At 44.5% G+C, this 24,138-nt stretch carries 16 protein-coding genes, 21 tRNA genes, 3 rRNA genes and 1 riboswitch; of the genes, 8 read left to right on the plus strand and 32 right to left on the minus strand.

Annotated features, from left to right (window positions below; translation table 11 throughout):
- Positions 1-60: 60 nt before the first annotated feature.
- The 4 genes from menB to NSU11_RS14360 are packed head-to-tail and all read right to left on the minus strand — an operon-like array spanning position 61 to position 4,859.
- Positions 61-879, minus strand: a complete 819-nt coding sequence (gene menB, locus NSU11_RS14345; protein WP_024424937.1) for a 1,4-dihydroxy-2-naphthoyl-CoA synthase — start codon at positions 877-879, stop codon at positions 61-63.
- A 14-nt stretch (positions 880-893) separates the two neighbouring features.
- Positions 894-1,721 (minus strand): 2-succinyl-6-hydroxy-2,4-cyclohexadiene-1-carboxylate synthase, encoded by an 828-nt coding sequence (gene menH / locus NSU11_RS14350; protein WP_197172584.1) that lies wholly within the window; start codon positions 1,719-1,721, stop codon positions 894-896.
- Positions 1,703-3,448 (minus strand): 2-succinyl-5-enolpyruvyl-6-hydroxy-3-cyclohexene-1-carboxylic-acid synthase, encoded by a 1,746-nt coding sequence (gene menD / locus NSU11_RS14355; protein ID WP_197172582.1) that lies wholly within the window; start codon positions 3,446-3,448, stop codon positions 1,703-1,705. The genes menH and menD overlap by 19 nt, the downstream gene beginning before the upstream one ends.
- The gene (locus NSU11_RS14360; RefSeq protein WP_197172580.1) at positions 3,441-4,859 is read right to left on the minus strand and encodes an isochorismate synthase MenF; all 1,419 of its coding nucleotides are present in this window, start codon (positions 4,857-4,859) and stop codon (positions 3,441-3,443) included. Before NSU11_RS14360 ends, menD begins: the two co-directional genes overlap by 8 nt.
- A gap of 380 nt (positions 4,860-5,239) precedes the next feature.
- On the opposite strand from NSU11_RS14360, the gene NSU11_RS14365 reads away from it, so the two are divergent.
- The 3 genes from NSU11_RS14365 to NSU11_RS14375 all read left to right on the plus strand — a co-directional run bounded on the left by NSU11_RS14365 (position 5,240) and on the right by NSU11_RS14375 (position 7,594).
- Positions 5,240-6,178 (plus strand): 1,4-dihydroxy-2-naphthoate polyprenyltransferase, encoded by a 939-nt coding sequence (locus NSU11_RS14365; protein WP_024424940.1) that lies wholly within the window; start codon positions 5,240-5,242, stop codon positions 6,176-6,178.
- Between the two features lie 118 nt (positions 6,179-6,296).
- Positions 6,297-7,031, plus strand: a complete 735-nt coding sequence (locus NSU11_RS14370; RefSeq protein WP_342493645.1) for a TraR/DksA C4-type zinc finger protein — start codon at positions 6,297-6,299, stop codon at positions 7,029-7,031.
- Between the two features lie 86 nt (positions 7,032-7,117).
- Entirely contained in the window at positions 7,118-7,594 is a 477-nt protein-coding gene (locus NSU11_RS14375) for a tryptophan-rich sensory protein (RefSeq protein WP_197172578.1), read from the plus strand.
- Between the two features lie 77 nt (positions 7,595-7,671).
- On the opposite strand, the gene NSU11_RS14380 is transcribed toward NSU11_RS14375, so the two are convergent.
- The 24 genes from NSU11_RS14380 to NSU11_RS14495 form a co-directional block, all read right to left on the minus strand.
- Positions 7,672-7,743: transfer RNA gene (locus NSU11_RS14380), tRNA-Glu, on the minus strand.
- A gap of 7 nt (positions 7,744-7,750) precedes the next feature.
- Positions 7,751-7,841, minus strand: a tRNA-Ser gene (locus NSU11_RS14385).
- A gap of 3 nt (positions 7,842-7,844) precedes the next feature.
- A tRNA-Asn gene (locus NSU11_RS14390) sits at positions 7,845-7,919 on the minus strand.
- A gap of 6 nt (positions 7,920-7,925) precedes the next feature.
- A tRNA-Ile gene (locus tag NSU11_RS14395) sits at positions 7,926-8,002 on the minus strand.
- Positions 8,003-8,019: 17 nt separating this feature from the next.
- Positions 8,020-8,093: transfer RNA gene (locus NSU11_RS14400), tRNA-Gly, on the minus strand.
- Positions 8,094-8,104: 11 nt separating this feature from the next.
- Positions 8,105-8,180: transfer RNA gene (locus NSU11_RS14405), tRNA-His, on the minus strand.
- A 25-nt stretch (positions 8,181-8,205) separates the two neighbouring features.
- Positions 8,206-8,278 (minus strand) — tRNA-Phe (locus tag NSU11_RS14410).
- 18 nt (positions 8,279-8,296) lie between these two features.
- Positions 8,297-8,373 (minus strand) — tRNA-Asp (locus NSU11_RS14415).
- Between the two features lie 4 nt (positions 8,374-8,377).
- Positions 8,378-8,454 (minus strand) — tRNA-Met (locus NSU11_RS14420).
- A 22-nt stretch (positions 8,455-8,476) separates the two neighbouring features.
- A tRNA-Ser gene (locus NSU11_RS14425) sits at positions 8,477-8,569 on the minus strand.
- A 7-nt stretch (positions 8,570-8,576) separates the two neighbouring features.
- A tRNA-Ile gene (locus NSU11_RS14430) sits at positions 8,577-8,653 on the minus strand.
- Between the two features lie 4 nt (positions 8,654-8,657).
- A tRNA-Met gene (locus tag NSU11_RS14435) sits at positions 8,658-8,731 on the minus strand.
- 25 nt (positions 8,732-8,756) lie between these two features.
- Positions 8,757-8,829, minus strand: a tRNA-Ala gene (locus tag NSU11_RS14440).
- A gap of 8 nt (positions 8,830-8,837) precedes the next feature.
- A tRNA-Pro gene (locus NSU11_RS14445) sits at positions 8,838-8,914 on the minus strand.
- A 7-nt stretch (positions 8,915-8,921) separates the two neighbouring features.
- Positions 8,922-8,998: transfer RNA gene (locus NSU11_RS14450), tRNA-Arg, on the minus strand.
- Positions 8,999-9,008: 10 nt separating this feature from the next.
- Positions 9,009-9,094, minus strand: a tRNA-Leu gene (locus NSU11_RS14455).
- 12 nt (positions 9,095-9,106) lie between these two features.
- Positions 9,107-9,178: transfer RNA gene (locus tag NSU11_RS14460), tRNA-Gly, on the minus strand.
- A gap of 30 nt (positions 9,179-9,208) precedes the next feature.
- Positions 9,209-9,291: transfer RNA gene (locus NSU11_RS14465), tRNA-Leu, on the minus strand.
- Between the two features lie 8 nt (positions 9,292-9,299).
- Positions 9,300-9,375: transfer RNA gene (locus NSU11_RS14470), tRNA-Lys, on the minus strand.
- Positions 9,376-9,412: 37 nt separating this feature from the next.
- Positions 9,413-9,488: transfer RNA gene (locus NSU11_RS14475), tRNA-Thr, on the minus strand.
- Positions 9,489-9,521: 33 nt separating this feature from the next.
- Positions 9,522-9,597 (minus strand) — tRNA-Val (locus NSU11_RS14480).
- Between the two features lie 519 nt (positions 9,598-10,116).
- Positions 10,117-10,232, minus strand: a 5S ribosomal RNA gene (gene rrf, locus NSU11_RS14485).
- A 61-nt stretch (positions 10,233-10,293) separates the two neighbouring features.
- A 23S ribosomal RNA gene (locus NSU11_RS14490) occupies positions 10,294-13,224 on the minus strand.
- A gap of 182 nt (positions 13,225-13,406) precedes the next feature.
- Positions 13,407-14,955 (minus strand): 16S ribosomal RNA (locus NSU11_RS14495).
- The 16S, 23S and 5S rRNA genes sit together here, the layout of an rRNA operon.
- A 434-nt stretch (positions 14,956-15,389) precedes the next feature.
- A riboswitch (TPP riboswitch) is annotated at positions 15,390-15,491 on the plus strand.
- A 97-nt stretch (positions 15,492-15,588) separates the two neighbouring features.
- On the opposite strand from NSU11_RS14495, the gene thiT reads away from it, so the two are divergent.
- Complete coding sequence (thiT, locus tag NSU11_RS14500; RefSeq protein ID WP_024423228.1) at positions 15,589-16,164, plus strand: energy-coupled thiamine transporter ThiT; 576 nt, start codon at positions 15,589-15,591, stop codon at positions 16,162-16,164.
- Positions 16,165-16,404: 240 nt separating this feature from the next.
- Here the strand turns inward: thiT and NSU11_RS14505 are convergent, their stop codons facing one another.
- Positions 16,405-16,959, minus strand: a complete 555-nt coding sequence (locus NSU11_RS14505) for a GNAT family N-acetyltransferase (protein ID WP_024423230.1) — start codon at positions 16,957-16,959, stop codon at positions 16,405-16,407.
- Between the two features lie 171 nt (positions 16,960-17,130).
- Between NSU11_RS14505 and NSU11_RS14510 the strand changes: the two genes are divergently transcribed.
- From NSU11_RS14510 to ftsW, 3 genes are read left to right on the plus strand one after another with little or no spacing between them, the layout of a single operon-like run.
- Positions 17,131-17,769 carry a helix-turn-helix domain-containing protein gene (locus NSU11_RS14510; RefSeq protein ID WP_024423231.1) on the plus strand — a complete coding sequence of 213 codons (639 nt, stop codon included), beginning with the start codon at positions 17,131-17,133 and terminating at the stop codon, positions 17,767-17,769.
- A 14-nt stretch (positions 17,770-17,783) separates the two neighbouring features.
- Positions 17,784-18,938 (plus strand): rod shape-determining protein RodA, encoded by a 1,155-nt coding sequence (rodA, locus tag NSU11_RS14515; RefSeq protein ID WP_171464622.1) that lies wholly within the window; start codon positions 17,784-17,786, stop codon positions 18,936-18,938.
- Positions 18,935-20,077: a putative lipid II flippase FtsW gene (gene ftsW / locus NSU11_RS14520; protein WP_342493646.1), complete on the plus strand. Its 1,143-nt coding sequence runs from the start codon at positions 18,935-18,937 to the stop codon at positions 20,075-20,077. The genes rodA and ftsW overlap by 4 nt, the downstream gene beginning before the upstream one ends.
- A 30-nt stretch (positions 20,078-20,107) precedes the next feature.
- On the opposite strand, the gene NSU11_RS14525 is transcribed toward ftsW, so the two are convergent.
- Positions 20,108-21,655, minus strand: a complete 1,548-nt coding sequence (locus NSU11_RS14525) for a flotillin family protein (protein WP_024425881.1) — start codon at positions 21,653-21,655, stop codon at positions 20,108-20,110.
- 11 nt (positions 21,656-21,666) lie between these two features.
- Positions 21,667-22,197, minus strand: a complete 531-nt coding sequence (locus NSU11_RS14530) for a hypothetical protein (protein WP_171464624.1) — start codon at positions 22,195-22,197, stop codon at positions 21,667-21,669.
- A 207-nt stretch (positions 22,198-22,404) separates the two neighbouring features.
- Between NSU11_RS14530 and NSU11_RS14535 the strand changes: the two genes are divergently transcribed.
- Positions 22,405-22,884, plus strand: a complete 480-nt coding sequence (locus tag NSU11_RS14535; protein WP_034624515.1) for a DinB family protein — start codon at positions 22,405-22,407, stop codon at positions 22,882-22,884.
- 40 nt (positions 22,885-22,924) lie between these two features.
- Here the strand turns inward: NSU11_RS14535 and NSU11_RS14540 are convergent, their stop codons facing one another.
- Positions 22,925-24,133, minus strand: a complete 1,209-nt coding sequence (locus NSU11_RS14540; RefSeq protein ID WP_342493647.1) for an iron-containing alcohol dehydrogenase — start codon at positions 24,131-24,133, stop codon at positions 22,925-22,927.
- Positions 24,134-24,138: the final 5 nt, after the last annotated feature.

Here is a 24,138-nt window from a genome sequence, read left to right on the forward strand (position 1 = left end):
TTCGTAAAAGAAAACAGCTTAGTCTGATGCACTAAGCTGTTGTTCATTGATATCATTGAATCAAGGGAAACGCGGGAACTGGCCGAAGTCCGGCTTGCGTTTTTCCTTAAAGGAATCGCGTCCTTCTTTTGCTTCATCTGTTGTGTAATAAAGAAGTGTCGCATCTCCTGCAAATTGCTGAATTCCAGCTAATCCATCCGTATCTGCGTTAAATGCAGCCTTCAAGAATCGTAAAGCAGTCGGGCTCTTTTCTAGCATCTCCTCACACCACTTCACCGTTTCCTCTTCAAGCTGATCTAATGGGACAACTGTGTTAACAAGTCCCATATCAAGCGCTTCTTGTGCATTGTATTGACGGCATAAGTACCAGATTTCTCTTGCTTTCTTATGACCAACAATACGTGCAAGGTAGCCTGAACCATAACCAGCATCAAAGCTGCCTACTTTTGGACCTGTTTGTCCAAAAATCGCATTATCTGCTGCAATCGTCAGGTCACACACAACGTGAAGAACGTGGCCTCCGCCAATCGCGTAACCTGCTACCATTGCGATAACTGGTTTTGGAATGACACGAATCAAACGCTGCAAGTCTAATACATTTAGACGTGGAATTTGATCGTCTCCTACATAACCGCCATGGCCGCGAACTTTTTGGTCTCCACCAGAACAGAATGCTTTTCCGCCAGCACCTGCAAGTACGATCACACCAACTTCTGAATTATCACGAGCCCGTGAAAATGCATCAATTAATTCACTAACAGTCTTTGGGGTAAACGCGTTATGTACGTGCGGACGATTAATCGTAATCTTTGCGATCCCATTGTACGTTTCATATAAAATTTCGTCATACTGACGCTCAGTTTGCCATTCAATAGCCATCAATATTTCCTCCTCTAATCTTGCGCTAAAATAAACTCACTTACTATTTTACCAAAAAAATGTGGTTGTTCCACATGAACTGTATGCCCAGCATGCTCAGCCACTATAAATTGACTTCCTTTCAGCTCCTGCTGCATACGTTTGCCGATATGGCAGAACTTTTCATCAAGCGTTCCGCAAATGAACAAAGCAGGCAAATGAATATGCTTTAACGCCTTCCAAACAGACGGCTGTGAACCTGTTCCAATTCCCTCTAAGCTGCGAGCCAGTCCAAGAGGATTGGCTTTTAGTCTTCCCTCTCTCAGCTCAGTCTGCCTTTCCGCTGATAAAGTTTTCTGCGACGCAAACAAAGGAATGCTTTCCCAAAAATCCACAAACTTCACTAAGCCTTCATGTCTAATCTTTTGAGCAAGCTGATGATCATGCTTTAGTCTTGCCATCCGCTCTTTAAAAGTGCGAAGCCCAGGAGATGTACTCTCAAGAATCAATTTATTGACACGATCTGGATAACGAGCGGCAAATGATAAAGCAATACGTCCTCCCATAGAATATCCGAGAATATTCACTTTGTGAAGCTTTAATTGGTTTAAAATCTCCACAAGATCTGCCAGCTGCTGAGACATGGCATATCTTCTCACACTTTCTGGCGAGTCCGTACGCCCATGTCCAAGCAAGCTGATCTGAATCAGTCTTGTATTCTCCAAATAAGCATTCAAGAACGTCCAAGACGCTGCACTTCCAGTGAAGCCGTGTAAGCATAATGTGGCGTTTGCTGCCGAAGGGTTCTGGTCCACCACTTCGTACGCTACCCCATCACGCATTCTTATGATGAGAGAAAGCATTCTTTTTTCACTTCTTCCAATATGTCATCCATCATTTGACGATGCTTGTCTACACGGGAATGACGATCTGTTTCAATTTCAATTAAATGAAGCCCTGGTTCATCGATATGCGCCATGTACACATCATGTAACTCTTGTTTCGTTGACGGTTTCGAATAGGTTCCCCCATATAACTTCGATGCATACTCAAAATTCAGTCCTGTCGGCGTACCGAAGAGCTTTTCATAATAAGGTTTATCAGACGCCTGCGGAAGGAAAGAAAAGATACCTCCCCCATCATTGTTTATCAAAACAACTGTCAGCGGAATGTCCATCAGCTTAGCTGCAAGCAGACCGTTCATATCATGGTAAAATGATAAATCTCCAATGACTAAAGTGACTGGCTGCTTCAATGCTGCATACGTGCCAAGTGCTGTGGACACAACGCCGTCAATGCCATTTGCTCCGCGATTCGCCATCATTCGAAAAGGCTTGGACTGAGTTTCAAAAAATGTATCTACATCACGAATCGGCATACTATTTCCGATAAAAAGGACACTCTCCTTTGGCAAGAGGTACTGAAGCTGACGGTACACATTCCCTTCAAAGGACAAATCCTCATCTGAATAGCGGGCTGCATGCGTTCTGAATGAAGAATTAGCATTCTGCCAGCAGTTTAAGAAACTTGTCTCTTTACGCTGTACTACTTGATTTAATGCTGCTTCTACAAAAGCAGAGACAGTACTTTCAATGACGTATGAAGCACTTAACCCTGGATCACGAAAACCTCCGGCAGCATCTACAACAATCTGCTGCACTTCCGCATGTTTTTCCAGCCACTTGAATAAGGGCTTAGACACAGGCATCGGTCCAAAACGAATGACCATATCCGGCAATAGGTGCTGCTGCAATGCTTCATCTTTCAATAAAGAATCATACGCATCGATGATCAGATCTTCATTTTCATGTCCGTTGCGCAAAAGAGACAGCGGGTCAGCTAAAATAGGTAAATGCAGAGCTTTCGAAAGGCGTAAAACTGCCTCTTTTTCTTCCTGTGTATGAAGTTCACCAGCCACAATCAGTCCCTTTTTTGATTGATTCATGACGGTTACGATTTCAGACATCACTCGTTCATTTGGGAAAGCATGACCTGATGCTAATACCTTTTTCGTGTCTGATTCTTCTCGCGCGAAAGGGTCAATAGACAGATCAGGAAGCAATGGTTCTCTCAGAGGTACATTGATCTGAACAGGCCCCTTTGGCTCCTGCATCGACATGTGATTTGCTCTCGCAGCTGCTGTCTGAACATAACGCAGCATCGTTTGACTTTCCTCTGGCAATGCTAAGTCTGTGAACCATTTAACAAACTTACCGAATAAGAATTGCTGATCAATCGCTTGAGGTGCCCCCACTTCCCTCAATTCGTGCGGCCGATCAGCAGTTAAAACAATAAGAGGTACACGAGAATAATGCGCCTCTACAATGGCAGGATAAAAGTTAGCAGCTGCTGTACCTGATGTACAAATGAGCAGCACTGGTGATTGACTTGCTTTTGCAAGACCAAGCGCATAAAAAGCAGCAGACCGTTCGTCCACTAAAACATGGACATGGATGTCTTGATGAGCAAGGGCCAGCATCGCAAGCGGAGTTGAACGAGAACCAGGACAGACAACTGCCTCTTTCACACCACCTTGGACGAATTCATCCATCAATCTGCCTATATATGTTGTCATGATGTGATTATTCAATAGGATGACCTCCAAGAGCAGACAGCATTGGTCTTAACTTCACTTGTGTTTCCTCATACTCCTGCTTTGCAAGGGAATCCTCTACAATTCCGCAGCCAGCGAACAAACGAACACGATCTTCCTCAATAAGACCTGACCGAATGGCTACAGCAAATTCTCCATTATCCTGAGAATCAATCCAGCCTACCGGCGCTGCATACCAGCCGCGCTTAAGCGGTTCGATTTCACGAATCACTTCAACCGCCTTTTCCTTAGGATATCCGCCTAATGCCGGCGTCGGATGAAGCTGCTCAATTAATGAAAAGAGGGAACAGCTGCTTTTGATTTCTCCCACAATCGGTGTAAACAAATGCTGAATGTTTTTTGTTTTATAAAGACTTGGTTGATTTGGTTTATGCACATGAAGGCAATTCGCTTTAAATGCTTGCTCAATCATATTGACGACAATTTGATGTTCAATCAAATTCTTCTCATCATGCAGCAGTTCCTCGCCTAATGCCTGATCCTCCGCTTCATCTTTTCCACGAACAATGGAACCTGCTAAACAGGATGAAAAGACCTCTCCGCCGCTTTTTTTCACTAAGCGTTCCGGCGTGGCTCCGACAAATGCTTGTCTTCCCTGTTCAACCGCAAATACATAACTCGTTGTTTGGTGCTTTAATAATTCTGCTAATAGTGGAGCAAGTTCAATTTGATTTTTATAGTGAAGCAAGACTTCTCTTGCTAAAACAACCTTTTCATATTCGTTTGCACGAATGTGGTCTGTCGCTTCTTGGATCGCCTTCATCCATTCGTTCACATCCAGCTCTTCCATATGAACAAGTTCAGCTTGTCCACCAGTCCGTACTGGCAATGTCTCGAAACGGGAGGCTTTTTGTTCTAATTCTTGAATAAGCTGATGAACATTCCCGTCCACCTGCTTCCACTCATTGATCGTAAGAAAACTGCCTTCTTTTGAGACAGTCAGCATGATCGACGGCACAAAAAAATGAGCTTCGCCAAATGCTTCCCAATGGCGCGCCTTCTCTTCGTGCGGATCAAACGAGAATCCTCCAAATAAAAGGGGACCAACAGCCGCTTGCTTTAACTCCTTCTCATCATGAAAATGGAACATGTGCTGTTTTAGCTGTTCCCATTCTTGATGGACTATATCGAATCGTTCCTTGCCTTGCTCAGATGATTTAATGACGGCCGCTCTGCCAAGTCCAGAAAATATCATTTGGCTTTCTGGATCAGACCAAAAAAACCGCTCGCCTAAAAAATCCGCTTCGCCGCTTTGGAAAAAGGCAAGAGGATCCAGATCGTCAACTCTTCTGGAGTAGCTTATCAAAACAGCATGGTTGACGTTATTCGCTTCTTCTAATGTCGCGAGCGCTTCCTGCCGGAAAGTACTTTGCACTGTTGTCACCATGATACATTCCTCCAAAATCCATGAAATAACATAAAAAATAAAACCATAACAAAAAAATACATGAACATTCGAATATGTCGAATGACCTGCTTTTCTATTATAAACCTTAACAGATGAACTTAGTAAAGAAAACAGCTTTTAAAACCTCGAATCCTTATTATATCACGCTTTCAAGATTTTTTCGCTCCTGTTTATTGAAACGAGAGCATCAAAGGTAAAATGGCAGGTCCTGTTCTAAAATCAAGCTTTCCTTCGATATGGCAACGATTAGCAAACATCTTTTTCCCGATTCATCGCATCAATATATTGACACCTTTTTGAACTTTGCTAAACTGGAATTTGGACGTGTACGTATTTTTTTATTTAAAGGAGTATATTTTATGCAGCATCAATCGATATCAGATCAGCTTTCACCAATAAAGCCTGATAAAAACTGGCGAATTTGGTGGAATTTACTACGACCGCATACACTAACAGCGGCATTTATTCCCGTTACTTTAGGAACTGTTTTAGCACTTCCAAGTGGTCAAATACATGTTGGGCTGTTTTTAGCCATGCTGTTTGCATCTATGTTTATCCAAATCGCAACAAACATGTTTAATGAGTACTTTGATTATGTTCGCGGGCTTGACAACGAGAAATCTGTCGGCATCGGCGGAGCCATTGTAAGAAACGGTGTGAAGCCAAAGACAGTCCTCAGCCTCGCTTATGCACTATTTGCGCTTTCTTTATTACTTGGGGTATATATTTGCATGATGTCTAGCTGGTGGATTGCACTAATAGGACTTATTTGTATGGCAGCAGGCTATTTCTATACTGGCGGCCCTGTACCAATTGCATATACACCGTTTGGAGAACTTGTTTCAGGTGCTTTTATGGGATTAGGAATCATCTTGATTAGTTTCTATATCCAAACAGGCACACTGACGTCTAAAGCGGTTCTCATCTCACTACCAATTTCTATTTTAGTTGGTGCCATCTTACTATCGAACAATATCCGTGATTTAGACGGGGATAAGGAAAATGGACGAAGAACACTTGCCATTCTTGCTGGACGCAAAGCTGCAGTGAACATTTTACTTTCCATGTTTTTGGTATCATATGTACTCATTTTTGTTTATATCTTCACAGATATCGTCGGTCTTTGGAGTCTTCTTGTTTTACTGAGTGTGCCAAAAGCCTATACAGCCATTAAAGAGTTTAAACAAAAAGAAAAGCCGATTGAATTAATGAATGCCATGAAATCTACAGCTCAAACCAATACATTTTTTGGTTTTCTGCTGACGATCGCTTTGATCTTACAATACTATATCGCGTAACAAAGAACGCCTGCAGCCGCAGGCGTTTTTTTAATAAGGAATTGCTTCAAATTGGAACTAGTCTTACATACAAAATTGCTCATACTAACAATATGTTTGATATGAAAGGATGATCGCTTTGTTGTCTAAAGACGAATTACATCATTTGAAGCAGCGCCTTCTCGATGAAAAGAAAGAACTTGAAGCCAAAAGCCATGACGATGAACAGAAAGTATCCTTTCCTTACGATTCAATCGGTGAATTGTCTGCCTATGATAACCACCCTGGTGATCAAGGGACAGAGCTGTTCGAACGTGGGAAAGATATTGCTTTAAACAGCTTGGAACATGAACATATGTTAGACATCAATGAAGCACTCCAAGCCATTGCAGACGGCTCTTATGGTCTGTGCAAGGTCTGTAAAGCCCCTATTCCAAAGGAACGCTTAGAAGCCTTGCCTACTGCCGTCACATGCACAGAGCATTCAAAAGAACAGACCGTTTCACAAAACCGTCCGATTGAAGAGGATTTATTAAGTCCTCCCGCGGGACAATTTGAAAATGAAGAAAGTGCTGCGTACGATGGAGAGGATGCCTACCAAGACGTAGAACGCTACGGAAACTCTGAGACCCCATCTGATATGGAATTCCCTCCTCTGACATACGATGATGTATATACACAATCAGAAGATGAAGATTATGTGGAGGACTACGAAGGATTCGCAGCTGCTGATATTGAAGGAAAAGCAAGCAAGGTGTATCCGAACAAAGCACACGAGGCCTATGAAGAAGCACTAGACGACGAAGGTGTCATGACGGTATTTGGTGACTTGAAACCGTACGAGGAAGAACCTTATACAGAAGAAAATCATTAGTCCCCTCATATTGGGGGCTTTATGTTTATATCATGTAATTATTGGGAAATCATTTTAAGAGTGAATTTGATTGGAGGAGATTTTTGATGGCTAGAAAAAGTATCATTTGGGCGATTGTCGTCTTCTTTATTACATACGCACTGTTCTCTATTGCCGGATTCTTGTTCCCCATCGACAGAGAATGGTATGACGCATTGAATAAACCAGAATGGACGCCTGGTGGCGGTGTGATTGGTGCTGTATGGGCTGCCTTATTTGCACTCATCTCATTGTCCGCAGCGATCATTTATGGAAAATATGGATTCCAAAAAATTACTTTACCATTTTGGATTCTTTTCCTTTTAAATTATGTTTTCAATCAAGCCTTTAGCTTTTTTCAATTTATACAAAAGGATTTGTTTGTAGCTACAATCGACTGCCTTCTCGTCGCACTGACAGCACTTGCACTTGTCATCGTCTCACGTAAACTAAGCAAAGTCGTTCCAATTTTACTGATTCCTTATGTCTTATGGGGCTTCTTTGCCACATACTTGTCTTATACGATCTATTCCATGAATATGTAAAAAAAAGACCGCCATGATGCGGTCTTTCGTTTTGGAGAAAATAAAAAAGAGATCTTTAACAAGATCTCTTTTAAAAATGACCCGTACGGGATTCGAACCCGTGTTACCGCCGTGAAAGGGCGGTGTCTTAACCGCTTGACCAACGGGCCAGATCAATGGCGGAGAAGGAGGGATTTGAACCCTCGCGCCGCTTACGCGACCTACACCCTTAGCAGGGGCGCCTCTTCAGCCACTTGAGTACTTCTCCATTTGGCTCCGCAGGTAGGATTCGAACCTACGACCGATCGGTTAACAGCCGATAGCTCTACCACTGAGCTACTGCGGAAGATCATGGTGGGCCTGAGTGGACTCGAACCACCGACCTCACGCTTATCAGGCGTGCGCTCTAACCAGCTGAGCTACAGGCCCATGAACAGATATACAAATGGAGCGGGTGATGGGAATCGAACCCACGACATCAGCTTGGAAGGCTGAGGTTTTACCACTAAACTACACCCGCAAAAATATGTATGGGGCGATTGATGGGAATCGAACCCACGAGTGCCAGAGCCACAATCTGGTGCGTTAACCACTTCGCCACAACCGCCATACTATGAATATTTTTATAAAAGTGGCTCGGGACGGAATCGAACCGCCGACACACGGATTTTCAGTCCGTTGCTCTACCAACTGAGCTACCGAGCCAAGTATTCTTTTGAAAAATGGCGGTCCGGACGGGACTCGAACCCGCGACCTCCTGCGTGACAGGCAGGCATTCTAACCAACTGAACTACCGGACCATTTTGGTTGCGGGGGCAGGATTTGAACCTGCGACCTTCGGGTTATGAGCCCGACGAGCTACCGAACTGCTCCACCCCGCGATGATATGGGTTTTAAAAAATATGGCGGAGGAAGAGGGATTCGAACCCCCGCGGGCTTTGACACCCCTGTCGGTTTTCAAGACCGATCCCTTCAGCCGGACTTGGGTATTCCTCCGTATAGATGGTGGACCTTGTAGGACTCGAACCTACGACCGGACGGTTATGAGCCGTCTGCTCTAACCAACTGAGCTAAAGGTCCTTTATAGCGGCGGAGGGGATCGAACCCCCGACCTCACGGGTATGAACCGTACGCTCTAGCCAGCTGAGCTACACCGCCATGATCAAAATAATCTTTTAAAAAGTGGAGCCTAGCGGGATCGAACCGCTGACCTCCTGCGTGCAAGGCAGGCGCTCTCCCAGCTGAGCTAAGGCCCCATAAAAGATGGTCGGGAAGACAGGATTCGAACCTGCGACCCCTTGGTCCCAAACCAAGTGCTCTACCAAGCTGAGCTACTTCCCGATCTTAATGGCGCGCCCGAGAGGAGTCGAACCCCTAACCTTTTGATCCGTAGTCAAACGCTCTATCCAATTGAGCTACGGGCGCTTATTTATAATGCCGAGGGCCGGACTTGAACCGGCACGGTAGTCACCTACCGCAGGATTTTAAGTCCTGTGTGTCTGCCAATTCCACCACCCCGGCGTGGATGGTATAAGCGGAAGACGGGATTCGAACCCGCGACCCCCACCTTGGCAAGGTGGTGTTCTACCACTGAACTACTTCCGCATTACAGGATTTTTTCATTTTATTTGGCAATGCGGGTGAAGGGACTTGAACCCCCACGTCATAAAGACACTAGATCCTAAGTCTAGCGCGTCTGCCAATTCCGCCACACCCGCATGAAACATGGTGAGCCATGAAGGACTCGAACCTTCGACCCTCTGATTAAAAGTCAGATGCTCTACCAACTGAGCTAATGGCTCGCTTTAAAAGCGACTTGTCTATCTTACCATATGAAAGTGGTGCCGGCAAGAGGACTTGAACCCCCAACCTACTGATTACAAGTCAGTTGCTCTACCAGTTGAGCTACACCGGCTTTATCTATCCTAACATTATGTAAGAATAAATATGGTGGAGGATGACGGGCTCGAACCGCCGACCCTCTGCTTGTAAGGCAGATGCTCTCCCAGCTGAGCTAATCCTCCACTATGTAGGAATCTCTCGATCCGACAAAGATTATTATATACAGGTTTTAATCATTTGTAAAGGCTATATTAAAAAAATTTTATTTCAATTTTCATTGCGTATTTCTTTTAACAAATGATCGTCATTTCACCTATTCAAACAGCTGCTGTTCCACGTTCAGCAGCTCAACTTCTCTCTTCTATATTCTCTTTTAAAACGTTCGATTCCTTCAGAAATATTAGCAGTCCCTCATTTTTATACTTTAATGATATATGTAATCTCTTTAGCCGTAAGCATTTATAAAAATCATATAGGCTTACACATCTTTAATTTCCCTATATAAGCTGATACTCTATCTCTCTATTGTTTTTTATAGATATGTTTTATGCGATAGGCTCATTTTCTCTTTATATCCAAGTATTTTACACGCTGCTTGTGGACATAAAATGAAGCCACGATCTTTTATCAAACAAGTGAATGTATGTACCCTCAACTTGCACAAAAAAGACCAGTTCCGACTGGAACTGATCCTTATAAAAGCTTGGCGGCGTCCTACTCTCACAGGGGGAAACCCCCAACTACCATCGGCGCTGAAGAGCTTAACTTCCGTGTTCGGTATGGGAACGGGTGTGACCTCTTCGCTATCGCCACCAAACCTGATGGAGAGAATGTTCTCTCAAAACTAGATAACAATGTTCATGCTTCACATTAGAATATAGGTTAAGTCCTCGATCTATTAGTATCTGTCAGCTCCACGTGTCACCACGCTTCCACCTCAGACCTATCAACCTGATCATCTTTCAGGGATCTTACTTCCTTGCGGAATGGGAAATCTCATCTTGAGGGGGGCTTCATGCTTAGATGCTTTCAGCACTTATCCCGTCCGCACATAGCTACCCAGCGATGCCCTTGGCAGAACAACTGGTACACCAGCGGTGCGTCCATCCCGGTCCTCTCGTACTAAGGACAGCTCCTCTCAAATTTCCTGCGCCCGCGACGGATAGGGACCGAACTGTCTCACGACGTTCTGAACCCAGCTCGCGTACCGCTTTAATGGGCGAACAGCCCAACCCTTGGGACCGACTACAGCCCCAGGATGCGATGAGCCGACATCGAGGTGCCAAACCTCCCCGTCGATGTGGACTCTTGGGGGAGATAAGCCTGTTATCCCCGGGGTAGCTTTTATCCGTTGAGCGATGGCCCTTCCATGCGGAACCACCGGATCACTAAGCCCGACTTTCGTCCCTGCTCGACTTGTAGGTCTCGCAGTCAAGCTCCCTTGTGCCTTTACACTCTGCGAATGATTTCCAACCATTCTGAGGGAACCTTTGGGCGCCTCCGTTACATTTTAGGAGGCGACCGCCCCAGTCAAACTGCCCACCTGACACTGTCTCCCTGCCCGATAAGGGCAGCGGGTTAGAAGGTCAATACAGCCAGGGTAGTATCCCACCGATGCCTCCACCGAAGCTAGCGCTCCGGTTTCCAAGGCTCCTACCTATCCTGTACAAGCTGTACCAACATTCAATATCAGGCTGCAGTAAAGCTCCACGGGGTCTTTCCGTCCTGTCGCGGGTAACCTGCATCTTCACAGGTACTATAATTTCACCGAGTCTCTCGTTGAGACAGTGCCCAGATCGTTGCGCCTTTCGTGCGGGTCGGAACTTACCCGACAAGGAATTTCGCTACCTTAGGACCGTTATAGTTACGGCCGCCGTTTACTGGGGCTTCAATTCGCACCTTCGCTTACGCTAAGCGCTCCTCTTAACCTTCCAGCACCGGGCAGGCGTCAGCCCCTATACTTCGCCTTACGGCTTCGCAGAGACCTGTGTTTTTGCTAAACAGTCGCCTGGGCCTATTCACTGCGGCTTCTCGGGGCTTTAACACCCTAAGAAGCACCCCTTCTCCCGAAGTTACGGGGTCATTTTGCCGAGTTCCTTAACGAGAGTTCTCTCGATCACCTTAGGATTCTCTCCTCGCCTACCTGTGTCGGTTTGCGGTACGGGCACCTCTCACCTCGCTAGAGGCTTTTCTTGGCAGTGTGGAATCAGGAACTTCGCTACTAAATTTCGCTCGCCATCACAGCTCAGCCTTTACGGGAAACGGATTTGCCTATTTCCCAGCCTAACTGCTTGGACGCGGATATCCAATACCGCGCTTACCCTATCCTCCTGCGTCCCCCCATTGCTCAAATGGTGAGGAGGTGGTACAGGAATATCAACCTGTTGTCCATCGCCTACGCCTTTCGGCCTCGGCTTAGGTCCCGACTAACCCTGAGCGGACGAGCCTTCCTCAGGAAACCTTAGGCATTCGGTGGACGGGATTCTCACCCGTCTTTCGCTACTCATACCGGCATTCTCACTTCTAAGCGCTCCACCAGTCCTTCCGGTCTGGCTTCACAGCCCTTAGAACGCTCTCCTACCACTGTTCGTAAGAACAGTCCGCAGCTTCGGTGATACGTTTAGCCCCGGTACATTTTCGGCGCAGAGTCACTCGACCAGTGAGCTATTACGCACTCTTTAAATGGTGGCTGCTTCTAAGCCAACATCCTGGTTGTCTAAGCAACTCCACATCCTTTTCCACTTAACGTATACTTTGGGACCTTAGCTGGCGGTCTGGGCTGTTTCCCTTTCGACTACGGATCTTATCACTCGCAGTCTGACTCCCAAGGATAAGTCATCGGCATTCGGAGTTTGACTGAATTCGGTAACCCGGTAGGGGCCCCTAGTCCAATCAGTGCTCTACCTCCGAGACTCTTACCTTGAGGCTAGCCCTAAAGCTATTTCGGAGAGAACCAGCTATCTCCAGGTTCGATTGGCATTTCACCCCTACCCACACCTCATCCCCGCACTTTTCAACGTGCGTGGGTTCGGGCCTCCATTCAGTGTTACCTGAACTTCACCCTGGACATGGGTAGATCACCTGGTTTCGGGTCTACGACCACGTACTCATGCGCCCTATTCAGACTCGCTTTCGCTGCGGCTCCGCATCTTCTGCTTAACCTTGCACGGGATCGTAACTCGCCGGTTCATTCTACAAAAGGCACGCCATCACCCGTTAACGGGCTCTGACTACTTGTAGGCACACGGTTTCAGGATCTATTTCACTCCCCTTCCGGGGTGCTTTTCACCTTTCCCTCACGGTACTGGTTCACTATCGGTCACTAGGGAGTATTTAGCCTTGGGAGATGGTCCTCCCGGATTCCGACGGAATTTCACGTGTTCCGCCGTACTCAGGATCCACTCTGGAGAGAATGACATTTCAGTTACAGGGCTGTTACCTTCTTTGGCGGGCCTTTCCAGACCTCTTCGCTTATATCATTCCTTTGTAACTCCGTATAGAGTGTCCTACAACCCCAAGAGGCAAGCCTCTTGGTTTGGGCTGTTCCCGTTTCGCTCGCCGCTACTCAGGGAATCGCATTTGCTTTCTCTTCCTCCGGGTACTTAGATGTTTCAGTTCCCCGGGTATGCCTTCTCATACTCTATGTATTCAAGTATGGATACTACTCCATTACGAGCAGTGGGTTTCCCCATTCGGAAATCTCCGGATCAAAGCTTGCTTACAGCTCCCCGAAGCATATCGGTGTTCGTCCCGTCCTTCATCGGCTCCTAGTGCCAAGGCATCCACCGTGCGCCCTTTCTAACTTAACCATTTCTTACTTTAGAAAGAATCACTATGTGTGATGAACTTTGCATTGCATTCAATGTGAATGTATTACTTATTGTTATCTAGTTTTCAAAGAACAATCCTGTCTCGCTAGAGACATGTTTTGAAGGAATGATCCTTCAAAACTAAACAAGACGAAAACGTACGCTGCTCCATATATCCTTAGAAAGGAGGTGATCCAGCCGCACCTTCCGATACGGCTACCTTGTTACGACTTCACCCCAATCATCTGCCCCACCTTCGGCGGCTGGCTCCATAAAGGTTACCTCACCGACTTCGGGTGTTGCAAACTCTCGTGGTGTGACGGGCGGTGTGTACAAGGCCCGGGAACGTATTCACCGCGGCATGCTGATCCGCGATTACTAGCGATTCCAGCTTCACGCAGTCGAGTTGCAGACTGCGATCCGAACTGAGAACAGATTTATGGGATTGGCTAAACCTTGCGGTCTTGCAGCCCTTTGTTCTGTCCATTGTAGCACGTGTGTAGCCCAGGTCATAAGGGGCATGATGATTTGACGTCATCCCCACCTTCCTCCGGTTTGTCACCGGCAGTCACCTTAGAGTGCCCAACTGAATGCTGGCAACTAAGATCAAGGGTTGCGCTCGTTGCGGGACTTAACCCAACATCTCACGACACGAGCTGACGACAACCATGCACCACCTGTCACTCTGTCCCCGAAGGGAAAGCCCTATCTCTAGGGTTGTCAGAGGATGTCAAGACCTGGTAAGGTTCTTCGCGTTGCTTCGAATTAAACCACATGCTCCACCGCTTGTGCGGGCCCCCGTCAATTCCTTTGAGTTTCAGTCTTGCGACCGTACTCCCCAGGCGGAGTGCTTAATGCGTTAGCTGCAGCACTAAGGGGCGGAAACCCCCTAACACTTAGCACTCATCGTTTACGGCGTGGACTACCAGGGTATCTAATCCTGTTCGCTCCCCACGCTTTCGCTCCTCAGCGTCAGTTACAGACCAGAGAGTCGCCTTCGCCACTGGTGTTCCTCCACATCTCTACGCATTTCACCGCTACACGTGGAATTCCACTCTCCTCTTCTGCACTCAAGTTTCCCAGTTTCCAATGACCCTCCCCGGTTGAGCCGGGGGCTTTCACATCAGACTTAAGAAACCGCCTGCGAGCCCTTTACGCCCAATAATTCCGGACAACGCTTGCCACCTACGTATTACCGCGGCTGCTGGCACGTAGTTAGCCGTGGCTTTCTGGTTAGGTACCGTCAAGGTGCGAGCAGTTACTCTCGCACTTGTTCTTCCCTAACAACAGAGCTTTACGATCCGAAAACCTTCATCACTCACGCGGCGTTGCTCCGTCAGACTTTCGTCCATTGCGGAAGATTCCCTACTGCTGCCTCCCGTAGGAGTCTGGGCCGTGTCTCAGTCCCAGTGTGGCCGATCACCCTCTCAGGTCGGCTACGCATCGTCGCCTTGGTGAGCCATTACCCCACCAACTAGCTAATGCGCCGCGGGTCCATCTGTAAGTGACAGCCGAAACCGTCTTTCATCCTTGAACCATGCGGTTCAAGGAACTATCCGGTATTAGCTCCGGTTTCCCGGAGTTATCCCAGTCTTACAGGCAGGTTACCCACGTGTTACTCACCCGTCCGCCGCTAACATCCGGGAGCAAGCTCCCTTCTGTCCGCTCGACTTGCATGTATTAGGCACGCCGCCAGCGTTCGTCCTGAGCCAGGATCAAACTCTCCGAGGTATGCAGGATGCATATCACACATGCGCTGCTACACGATGTAGCGAACTTAGCATGTGATCATTTCCTGCCTCGCCAGTTTGACTGACTACCTATGAAGTATCATAGGATTTTTTATAAAAAATCGAATTAACAGGTACGTTTTGTCTTGTTTAGTTTTCAAAGATCATCTTCGCCGTCTCTCAGAGGCGACTTTATTAATATAACATTCTATCAAGATAAAGTCAACAACTTTTTTCTTAATGTTATTTATCAACCGCGCTGTTTCAGCGGCGAATACAAATATAACACCTTTTGAAAGAAGAAACAAGTATTTTTTCTAAATAATTTATTTTTCCTTATCTCTTCCTATATATTGATACAAATGCTGCTTATCTCGGGAATTATCTATTGTTGATCCTGCAGGTCTTTAGTATATTTATAATAGATTGAAACTAAATAACCGCAGGGGGAGCTTTGTGCTGAGAGTGAACATTCGTTGTTCTGACCCTTTGAACCTGTCAGTTAATACTGAAGTAGGAATGTGGAATCACTTGAATACATACGGTGTATTCAAATCGATATGTTTTCTATGAATAACATACTCATCCTTACACGGTCTCTCCTTGCTCAATTCATGAAAAAGGAGATTTTTTTATGCAGCAATCAAATCAATTGGTACGACTGATGGAAATCGCAATTATGACTTCACTTGCACTTGTATTAGATTACTTATCAGGTCTCTTTTTAAGAATGCCCAATGGCGGTTCTCTTGCGCTGATTATGATTCCCGTCATTCTCATGTCTATTAGATGGGGAATATCTACCGGATTTATCATCGGTGTGTTAATCGCAGGTCTTCAGCTGATGAATAGCCCGATCATCGCTACACCTGTTCAAGGATTCCTCGATTACTTCGTTGCATCTGTTGTCATTTCTTTAAGCGGCCTGTTTTCTGGACTGATCAAAAAAGCCATTCAGGATCAAAAGCGAAAACAGCAATTCTTCTATATTACCCTAGCTGTTTTTATTGCTAGTTTCTTCAGGCTGCTGACGTTCTTTATTTCTGGCGTCGTTTTCTTTTCTCAATATGCACCGAAAGGAACACCAGGATGGGTTTATTCTTTAGTTTATAACAGCACATATATGGTTCCTTCATTTATTATTTGCAGTATTGTTCTTTGTATACTTATCCCAAGTGCATCCCGTTTGGTTTTTCCTCATCAAAAATAACCGGCTGATTTCAGCTGGTTATTTTTTTATGCATAATTTGCTGCTCTATGGAATCTATTAATAGTAGAAGATTTCATGCTGGAGGTACGACAATGAGCCCTTACTCCATTATGCTGTGCTGTTATATTCTCAGTCTTGCTTATTTTTTGGCAGGCTTCTATGAAGCTTTAAAAATAGCAGGCGTGAAAGGAAAAGTAGAAGCTTCACCGTTTATTTCTTACATGTTGCTTGCTGTGCTCTTCACTTTTTTCTCTCATTATTACTGGAAGCTGACGATTTAATTCGCTGTACATGGTTATTCAATATAGACAGCTCCCATCCATACCCTATTTCATTATGGTTCTCGCCAGCCAGCTCGAACTGGCTGGTAACGACAAAACTAGGTTGAAGTTTTTGATAAAATTGTTTTGCCGAATTTTGTTCAAACACCCATAGCATCAACTTCTGATACCCTTTTTCTATTAAATAATCGACACCTTTAGCAATTAAGGCAATACCCGCACCTGATTTCTGTTTCTGTTGTAATAAATAGATGGCATACAGCTCTCCATCATATGTAGAATAACGTTCGTCACGTTGTTTTCCGAAAGAAGCAAAACCAAATACGCCATCCGCATCTTCTGCGACAAACGTCCCTTCAAGTGACCTTCTTCTCCAGCTCTCTTTCCGATCTTCAATGTTTAAACCATCTAAATACTCCTGCGAAATAATCCCCTGATAAGTCGTCTGCCAGCTTTTCACATGAATCTCAGCGATTTTTGGAATATCTTGATGTACCGCGTGTCTCACCTTCATCCGCGCCACTCCTACTCACTGTTTTTATCCTATTTATATTATGATAAATTCTTATTTTTTAAAATTCAATCAATAAAGGATATCCGTTGACATTTTGTCAACACACCTTTATATTGGGTACGACTTCTTCTATAGAAGAGTTGATACATAATGAAAAGGATGGCGTAGAAAATGGATATTAAGACAACAGAGCTTGGGCAAATTTTAAAGGAAAAATTGCAGCAACGCTCTTTATCTTTAAGAGAGCTCAGCACATACACAGGAATCGATAAAGCGACACTGTCCAGAATCATGAATGGAAAAAGAAAACCCACTTTGAATCATCTGCAGCGGCTTTCAGAATCTCTGAACATATCATTAGATCAACTATTGACTGCTTCAGGGTATCCAATTAAAAACGAAAAGGCGCACGGTGATACGTTCATTCAAGCGGTAGAAGAGATTGAAAAAACCCTAAAAGATCAAGAGATCTACGACGGTACGTTTAGTCAGACCAAATTGGAACAAAAGTTAAACGAATACGAAGTCTACAGCCAAACAGCTGAAGGAAAAGAAACGATTACGGCAAAGTTTGAAAAAAAGATGAAGACGCTAAGCGGCGTCGGGCCATTTCTTGAGCAGTTGAAAAACATGTACAGTTTATTCATAAATGGACGAGGAACTCCTCGAGAATTGATGCTGATGGGAGGCGCACTCCTTTATTTCATTATGCCTGTTGATTTAATACCAGATTATATTTTTCCGATCGGCTATATTGATGACGCTGCCGCGGTGCAAGTCATATTAAACCAACTGACAAATAGGGCATAGCAGGAAAAGAAGCCATGAAAAAACAGTACAGCATTGACTTCGCACTTTTACTCACTGTTATTTGTTTATTTGTCATCAGCCTACTAGCTGTTTATAGCGGATCGGGACAGTATGAAACGCAAGATATGCTTTATTTCGTCAAAAGGCAAATTTTCTGGTATATCGTCGGTTTCGGTCTCATGGCAGCAGTTGCCTACTTTGATTATGAGCTGCTTGAACGTTTATCTTTTCGGTTATTTGCAGGGGGTATTTTTCTCATTATTCTTGTGCATTTTTTCGGAACGAGTCAAAATGGTTCCCAAAGGTGGATCAGCTTCGGTTCAATCAAAATTCAGCCATCAGAGTTCATGAAAATTTTTGTGATCCTGCTGCTTGCGGCTGTCTTGAACCAATACAAGCATCAGCGATTTACTTTTCAAGAAAGCATCATTCCTACAACTAAAGTCATTTGCTGGATTATCGTCCCTTTTTTCCTCATCTTAATTCAGCCTGATTTAGGAACAGCGCTCGTGATCTTATCCATTGCCTTTACACTGATGCTTGTATCAGGGATTTCGAGCAAGATGACGGCTGCATTAATGGCTGCTTTTCTTGCACTTCTTGCCTTTTTGATCTATCTGCACAATCATCATTTTGAGCATTTTACGAAAATCATTAAGCCTCATCAGCTTGATCGCATTTATGGGTGGCTCTCTCCTGATGAATTTGATTCAACATACGGGTATCAGCTGAAACAATCGATACTCGGCATTGGATCAGGTCAATTATCAGGGACCGGTTTTACAAAGGGGCAACAAGTACAAGGTGGCAATATCCCTGAAGCCCATACGGATTTTATATTTGCCGTCATTGGTGAGGAGTTTGGTTTTATTGGCGCCTCTCTTTTGATGTGTCTGTACTTAATGATGATTTACCGAATCATTCACGTGGCTATGCACGCTAATACACTCTATGGATTATACATATGTGCAGGTGTCGTTGGGCTGATCATGTTTCAAGTTTTCCAAAACGTAGGGATGACAATCGGTTTAATGCCTGTGACGGGACTTGCACTTCCTTTTATCAGCTATGGAGGCAGTGCGCTTTTGACCAACATGATCGCCATTGGTCTCGTGTTTAGTGTCAATCTTAGATCATCATCCTATATGTTTGGTCGCAATTGGGGTTGAAGATGATGACATTCCTTTTATCCCATCTCAAAAGAATCGACCGCATTCTTGTTGGTACGATTGTGTTTCTCTGCTTATTTGGTTTACTGATGGTCTACAGTGCAAGTTATCCTTTAGGAGAAGTTAAGTATGAACAGGGCAGCTATTTCTTTATCAAACAATGGCAATGGCTCGTGATGGGGGGATTCTTTTTCTTCATTGCCGCTCTTCTCCCTTATCAGATTTATCGCAAATGGATAAAGTGGCTTGTCTTACTGTCATTGCTATGTCTCATCCTTGTCCTGCTTCCTGGAATTGGTGTTGTCAAAAATAATTCACAGCGGTGGATTCATCTAGGTTCTCTCATGCTCCAGCCTTCAGAAGCTGTGAAACTAGTGATGGTGATCTATTTTGCCTATGTGTATGCGAAAAAACAAGCGTACATTACATCTTTTAAAAAAGGTGTAATGCCGCCACTCATTCTTTTAGGGATTGTTTTTTTATTGATCTTAAAGCAGCCAGATTTAGGCACAGCTGTGTCTATTTTATTAAGCTGCGGCATTATTTTATTATGCGCTGGACTGAAAACGCGCCATCTTATTTTGCTGGGATGGACTGCCGCAGCGGGAATCACTTTTTTTGCTGTGACAGCTCCTTACCGTTTAAAACGGCTGACTTCTTTTCGTAATCCTTTTCAGTATGAAAATGGGGATGGATATCAGCTGATTCATTCGTATTTCGCGATGAATTCAGGCGGACTGACGGGAAATGGCTTAGGCGGAAGCATTCAAAAACTGGGCTTTCTTCCTGAAGCCCATACGGATTTTATCATGGCCATCATCAGTGAAGAACTGGGAATCATGGGGATTTTGCTTGTGATTGGTGCATATCTCCTCATCATGTATCGAGCCATGCGAATTGTGCAAGCTTTACACGACCCATTTGGAAAACTGTTAACGATCGGGCTCACGTTTCAAATCATGCTCCAAGCAACCTTTAATCTAGGAGCTGTCTTCGGGCTTCTCCCCATTACAGGCATACCTCTTCCCTTTATTAGCTATGGCGGCTCCTCCTTAATGTTTATGATGATATCGGCTGGTATTCTCGTGAATCTTTCTTCATATGTAAAAAAGAATCCATATCGGGCGCATGCCAAATAGACACCTTCTGCTGGAAGGTGTCTTTTGATTTTATTCTTCTATTTGATGATTCGCTTTTTCGCTTTTTCTTGGTTGTTTGATCTCGTTTGTCAGCTCTTGAATGCTTTGCTTCACATTGCCTTTACCAGAAAAGTTCTCAATAATTTCTTTCACATCTATTCCAGAGGATGCTTTCAGACTTTCTTGCAGACTGGACATGAGGTTTGTGGCATAGCCAGTGACTTTATTAGCACCGCTGCCTTCCCCGTTACCGCCCGTATCCACAACAGTAATTTTATCAATGTTAGAAAGTGGTGCAGATACTTGCTTCGCATATTCAGGTAGCATTTTCACAATCATATCAAGAATGGCTGCCTGACCATACTGTTCGAATGCTTCAGCAATTTTCTCTTTCGCTTCGGCTTCTGCAAGTCCTTTTAGTCTAATGACTTCCGCTTCTGTTTCCCCTTTTGCACGATCCGCTTCCGCTTTGGCAAGCCCGTCAATACGGACTTTCTCAGCTTCTGCTTTGGCCATTGCTTCGATGCTGTATTTCTTCGCATCTGCTTCAGCGAGGCGTTTCGCTTTTTCCGCCGCAGCTGACTGCTCAACCGCATAACGGTCCGCATCTGCTTTCTTTTTCACTTCAGAATCGTATTGACGTTCACGACGCTGAATCTCTTTTTCTTCTAATTCAATTTGTTTCTGACGCTCAATGATTTTGACTTGCATTTCTTGTTCAGTTACGTGCTGTCGGTTACGAGCTGTTTCTAGATCGTACGCTTGGTCAGCACTTGCTTTTGCCGTATCCTGTTCACGTCTGAATTCTGCTCTTTTCAGCTCATTGATCTTTTCTGCTTCAGCGATTTCAGTAGCACGCTCAAGCTCAGATTTCTTCGCATCTTTATCTGCTTCCGCACGTTTAATACGTGTTTCTTTATCTGCTTCAGCTGTTGCAATATCTGCATCGCGTTTTACTTGGGCAATTCTTGGTTTACCTAGAGATTCTAAATAGCCATTTTTATCACGAACATCTTTGATCGTAAACGATACAATGACAAGACCCATTTTCGCTAAATCTTGAGAAGCGACACGTTGTACTTCTTGAGAGAATTTCTCTCTGTTTTTATAAATCTCTTCAACTGTCATTGATCCTAAGATGGAACGAAGATGGCCTTCTAATACTTCTCTTGCTTCGTTTTCGCGGTCTTCTTTTGTTTTCCCTAAAAATTGCTCTGCAGCAGTCGCGATTTCTTCAATCGATCCGCCAATTTTAATGATGGCTGTTCCATCCGCCATTACCGGTACACCCTGTTCGGTATAGACTTCAGGTGTTGAAACGTCTAGCTTGCTAGATAGTAAGCTGAGCGGCTCTGCTTGTTGAAAGACTGGAAGTACAAAGGTACCGCCGCCTCTCACAATCTTAATCTTGTTTCCACCTTCATCCACGTGGACATTTTTACTTCCTAGGTAACTTCCTGTGACGATTAATGCTTCATCTGGACCTGCTGTCCGGTATTTAGAAACAAATACACCAATAAGTGCAATAAGAATCACAAGCACAATTCCAATGATCACTAAAATCGTTGTTCCTGGCATAGCATTCCCTCCTAGATTTCTTCATTTGGTATAACAGATAAGACGCCTTTGTTCACTTCGACAACTAGCACACGGGTTCCATATGGAATCTCCTCTTGATCGAAACTGACAGCTGGCTTTGAGATTTTCCCGCTATTACTGATTAACAGCACTTCTCCAAATCCGTCTTTTGGAACAGATACAATGATCTCCCCAGTTCTTCCTTTTAAATCGGCCTCCGTATAAGAGAGGGATTCTTCAGCAGAGGAAAGCGGGACTAATACAAATACATTCAAACAGGTCACAAGGATCACTGCGAGGATGGCAGATAATACTGCGCCAAGTCCACTTCCTACAATTGCCGTTTTTTCAGAGATAAACCCTCCAGCCGAGAAAAAGGTAAGAAATGCGAGGATCAATGTTGGTTGAAGGAATGGAACAGGGATCGCTTCAAACAATCCATCAAATACATCGCCGAAAAAGACGAAAACAAGTGTCAGGATTCCTGATATCATTAATATGTATAAATACAGCGTCTGAAGAGGCAGCCCTAACACATCCATCTTCCTCACCCTTTCTTCATGAAATGAACATCTTTTGTTTCATTTAGACCACACTCACCTCCAATGTATTCCTTCTAACAGGTAATACGAACCACTTTTGTAAAGGTTTCATATTTCATCACAATTCTTCAAAGGGATTTTCGGATAGCTCAAGAATGATTGTCATGTACCCTTATGTTAAAATTTGATCTTGAGGTGATGAAGAAAATGAGTTTATTACATGAAGCAAGACAAGAATTGTGGCACGAGCTGCAAGGTTTGAACGAAGAACAATTGAACCAAAAATTATCTGATGATACTTGGAGTATTCAAGAGGTAGCAGATCATTTAAAGAAAATGGACCTAGTTGCAGCAAAACATCTAGCTGCTGAGGGGAAAAAAGCACCGATCAAAGAATATGAACCAAAGCCGGTGGAAATGGCAGAGGACCGTTCAAAAAAAGCCACTGCGCCTAGTATTGTTGCGCCTGACCGCAAGCATGTCACACCTACACATTTAAAGGATGAGCTGGATACAGCTCGTGAGCAGCTCAATCAAATTTTATCAACATTTACTGAGGAAGATTTCAAACGCGTCATTGCACACCCTGTGTTTAAAGAGCTATCCCTTAAGCAATATCTTGATTTTATCGGCGCACACGAAAAACGCCATATTCATCAAATCAAAGAAATTAAAGAACAACTATAAAACATAAAAAGGACTCCCTTTAGGGAGCCTTTTTTCATTGTTACACTGTTTTAGGTGTTAACTCAAAGCAGCGAGCATAAATCCATTTGTACGCTTTTTCGTTTAAATCTCTTGGGTTTCCAACTGTTTGCGGATCTTTCATCGCTTCTTTAGATAAACGATCAATCATATCTTTTGATACACCTTGTACTTCTAATGAAGGAACTTCTAAATCCTCCACTAAATCATACATCCAGTTCACAGCTGCTTTGGCTGCTTCCTCTGTTGTCATTCTGCTTGTATCAATCCCAAACGCTTGCGCAATTCGAGCGAATTTTTCCGGATACCCTTTCCAGTTATACTCCATCACTGGTCCCATCATCGCTGCAACACACTGACCGTGCGCTACAGGAATAATACCTCCGAGTGTTTGACTCATCGCATGTGCAGCTCCAGCTGATTCACTTCCATAAGAAAGCCCGGCAAGCATCGCAGCTTGTGCCATTCCATATCTGGCTTCTAAGTCCTCGCCATCAGCAAAGGCACGGCGAATATAATGAGCAGCATATTCAATTGCCATGAGCGCTACCGCATCTGTAATCGGCTGAGCAAATTTCATCGTATAGCATTCAATCGCGTGAGCAAGCGCGTCAATTCCAGTCATTGCTGTCACATGAGGCGGCATGGATACATGAAGCTCTGGATCAATTACTGTTAGATGAGCTGCAATGAGAGGTCCACCAGTATTGAATTTGAATTCTCTTTCTTCATCAGTAATGACCGCCCACTGCGTTACCTCTGAACCTGTACCAGCTGTTGTCGGAATAGTGGTTAAAGGAGGGATTCTGTTTTCTAGCGGTTTTTTTCCCTCTGCCGCTTCGTAATCAAGGACTGAGCCTTCATGAGTCGCCTCTACTCCGATTGCCTTTGCTGTATCCATTGAACTGCCGCCGCCTACTGCGACTAATCCATTACAGCCTTCTTTTTCATATAAAGCAGATCCTTCGTTCACTAGACGGACTGGCGGATTTGGCTCTACTTTATCAAATAGAACGACATCGATTTGTGCTTCTTTTAATGAAGCAATTACTGGGTCCACCACGCCGGCTTGATAAATACCAGGGTCTGTTACAAGCAATACTTTTGAAACGCCGTATGCTTTTACTTCTTCCCCAACATGTTTCACTGCACCAATGCCATGTTTGATGACAGTCGGAATTTCAAATGTATGGAATTTCTGCATGCTTTCAATTTTCATATTTAGTGTCATATAGA

The organism is Bacillus sp. FSL R5-0712 (assembly GCF_038593285.1).
Lineage (GTDB): Bacteria > Bacillota > Bacilli > Bacillales > Bacillaceae > Bacillus > Bacillus safensis.

Bases quoted from the DNA above. Each gene is read 5' to 3' on its own strand.
- thiT (WP_024423228.1), top strand. From the start codon at position 15,589: ATGCAGCAATCAAATCAATTGGTACGACTGATGGAAATCGCAATTATG.
- NSU11_RS14525 (WP_024425881.1), bottom strand. From the start codon at position 21,655: ATGCCAGGAACAACGATTTTAGTGATCATTGGAATTGTGCTTGTGATT.
- NSU11_RS14540 (WP_342493647.1), bottom strand. From the start codon at position 24,133: ATGACACTAAATATGAAAATTGAAAGCATGCAGAAATTCCATACATTT.
- NSU11_RS14510 (WP_024423231.1), top strand. From the start codon at position 17,131: ATGGATATTAAGACAACAGAGCTTGGGCAAATTTTAAAGGAAAAATTG.
- NSU11_RS14505 (WP_024423230.1), bottom strand. From the start codon at position 16,959: ATGAAGGTGAGACACGCGGTACATCAAGATATTCCAAAAATCGCTGAG.
- NSU11_RS14535 (WP_034624515.1), top strand. From the start codon at position 22,405: ATGAGTTTATTACATGAAGCAAGACAAGAATTGTGGCACGAGCTGCAA.
- rodA (WP_171464622.1), top strand. From the start codon at position 17,784: ATGAAAAAACAGTACAGCATTGACTTCGCACTTTTACTCACTGTTATT.
- NSU11_RS14375 (WP_197172578.1), top strand. From the start codon at position 7,118: ATGGCTAGAAAAAGTATCATTTGGGCGATTGTCGTCTTCTTTATTACA.
- NSU11_RS14360 (WP_197172580.1), bottom strand. From the start codon at position 4,859: ATGGTGACAACAGTGCAAAGTACTTTCCGGCAGGAAGCGCTCGCGACA.
- NSU11_RS14530 (WP_171464624.1), bottom strand. From the start codon at position 22,197: ATGGATGTGTTAGGGCTGCCTCTTCAGACGCTGTATTTATACATATTA.
- menH (WP_197172584.1), bottom strand. From the start codon at position 1,721: ATGCTTTCTCTCATCATAAGAATGCGTGATGGGGTAGCGTACGAAGTG.
- NSU11_RS14365 (WP_024424940.1), top strand. From the start codon at position 5,240: ATGCAGCATCAATCGATATCAGATCAGCTTTCACCAATAAAGCCTGAT.
- menB (WP_024424937.1), bottom strand. From the start codon at position 879: ATGGCTATTGAATGGCAAACTGAGCGTCAGTATGACGAAATTTTATAT.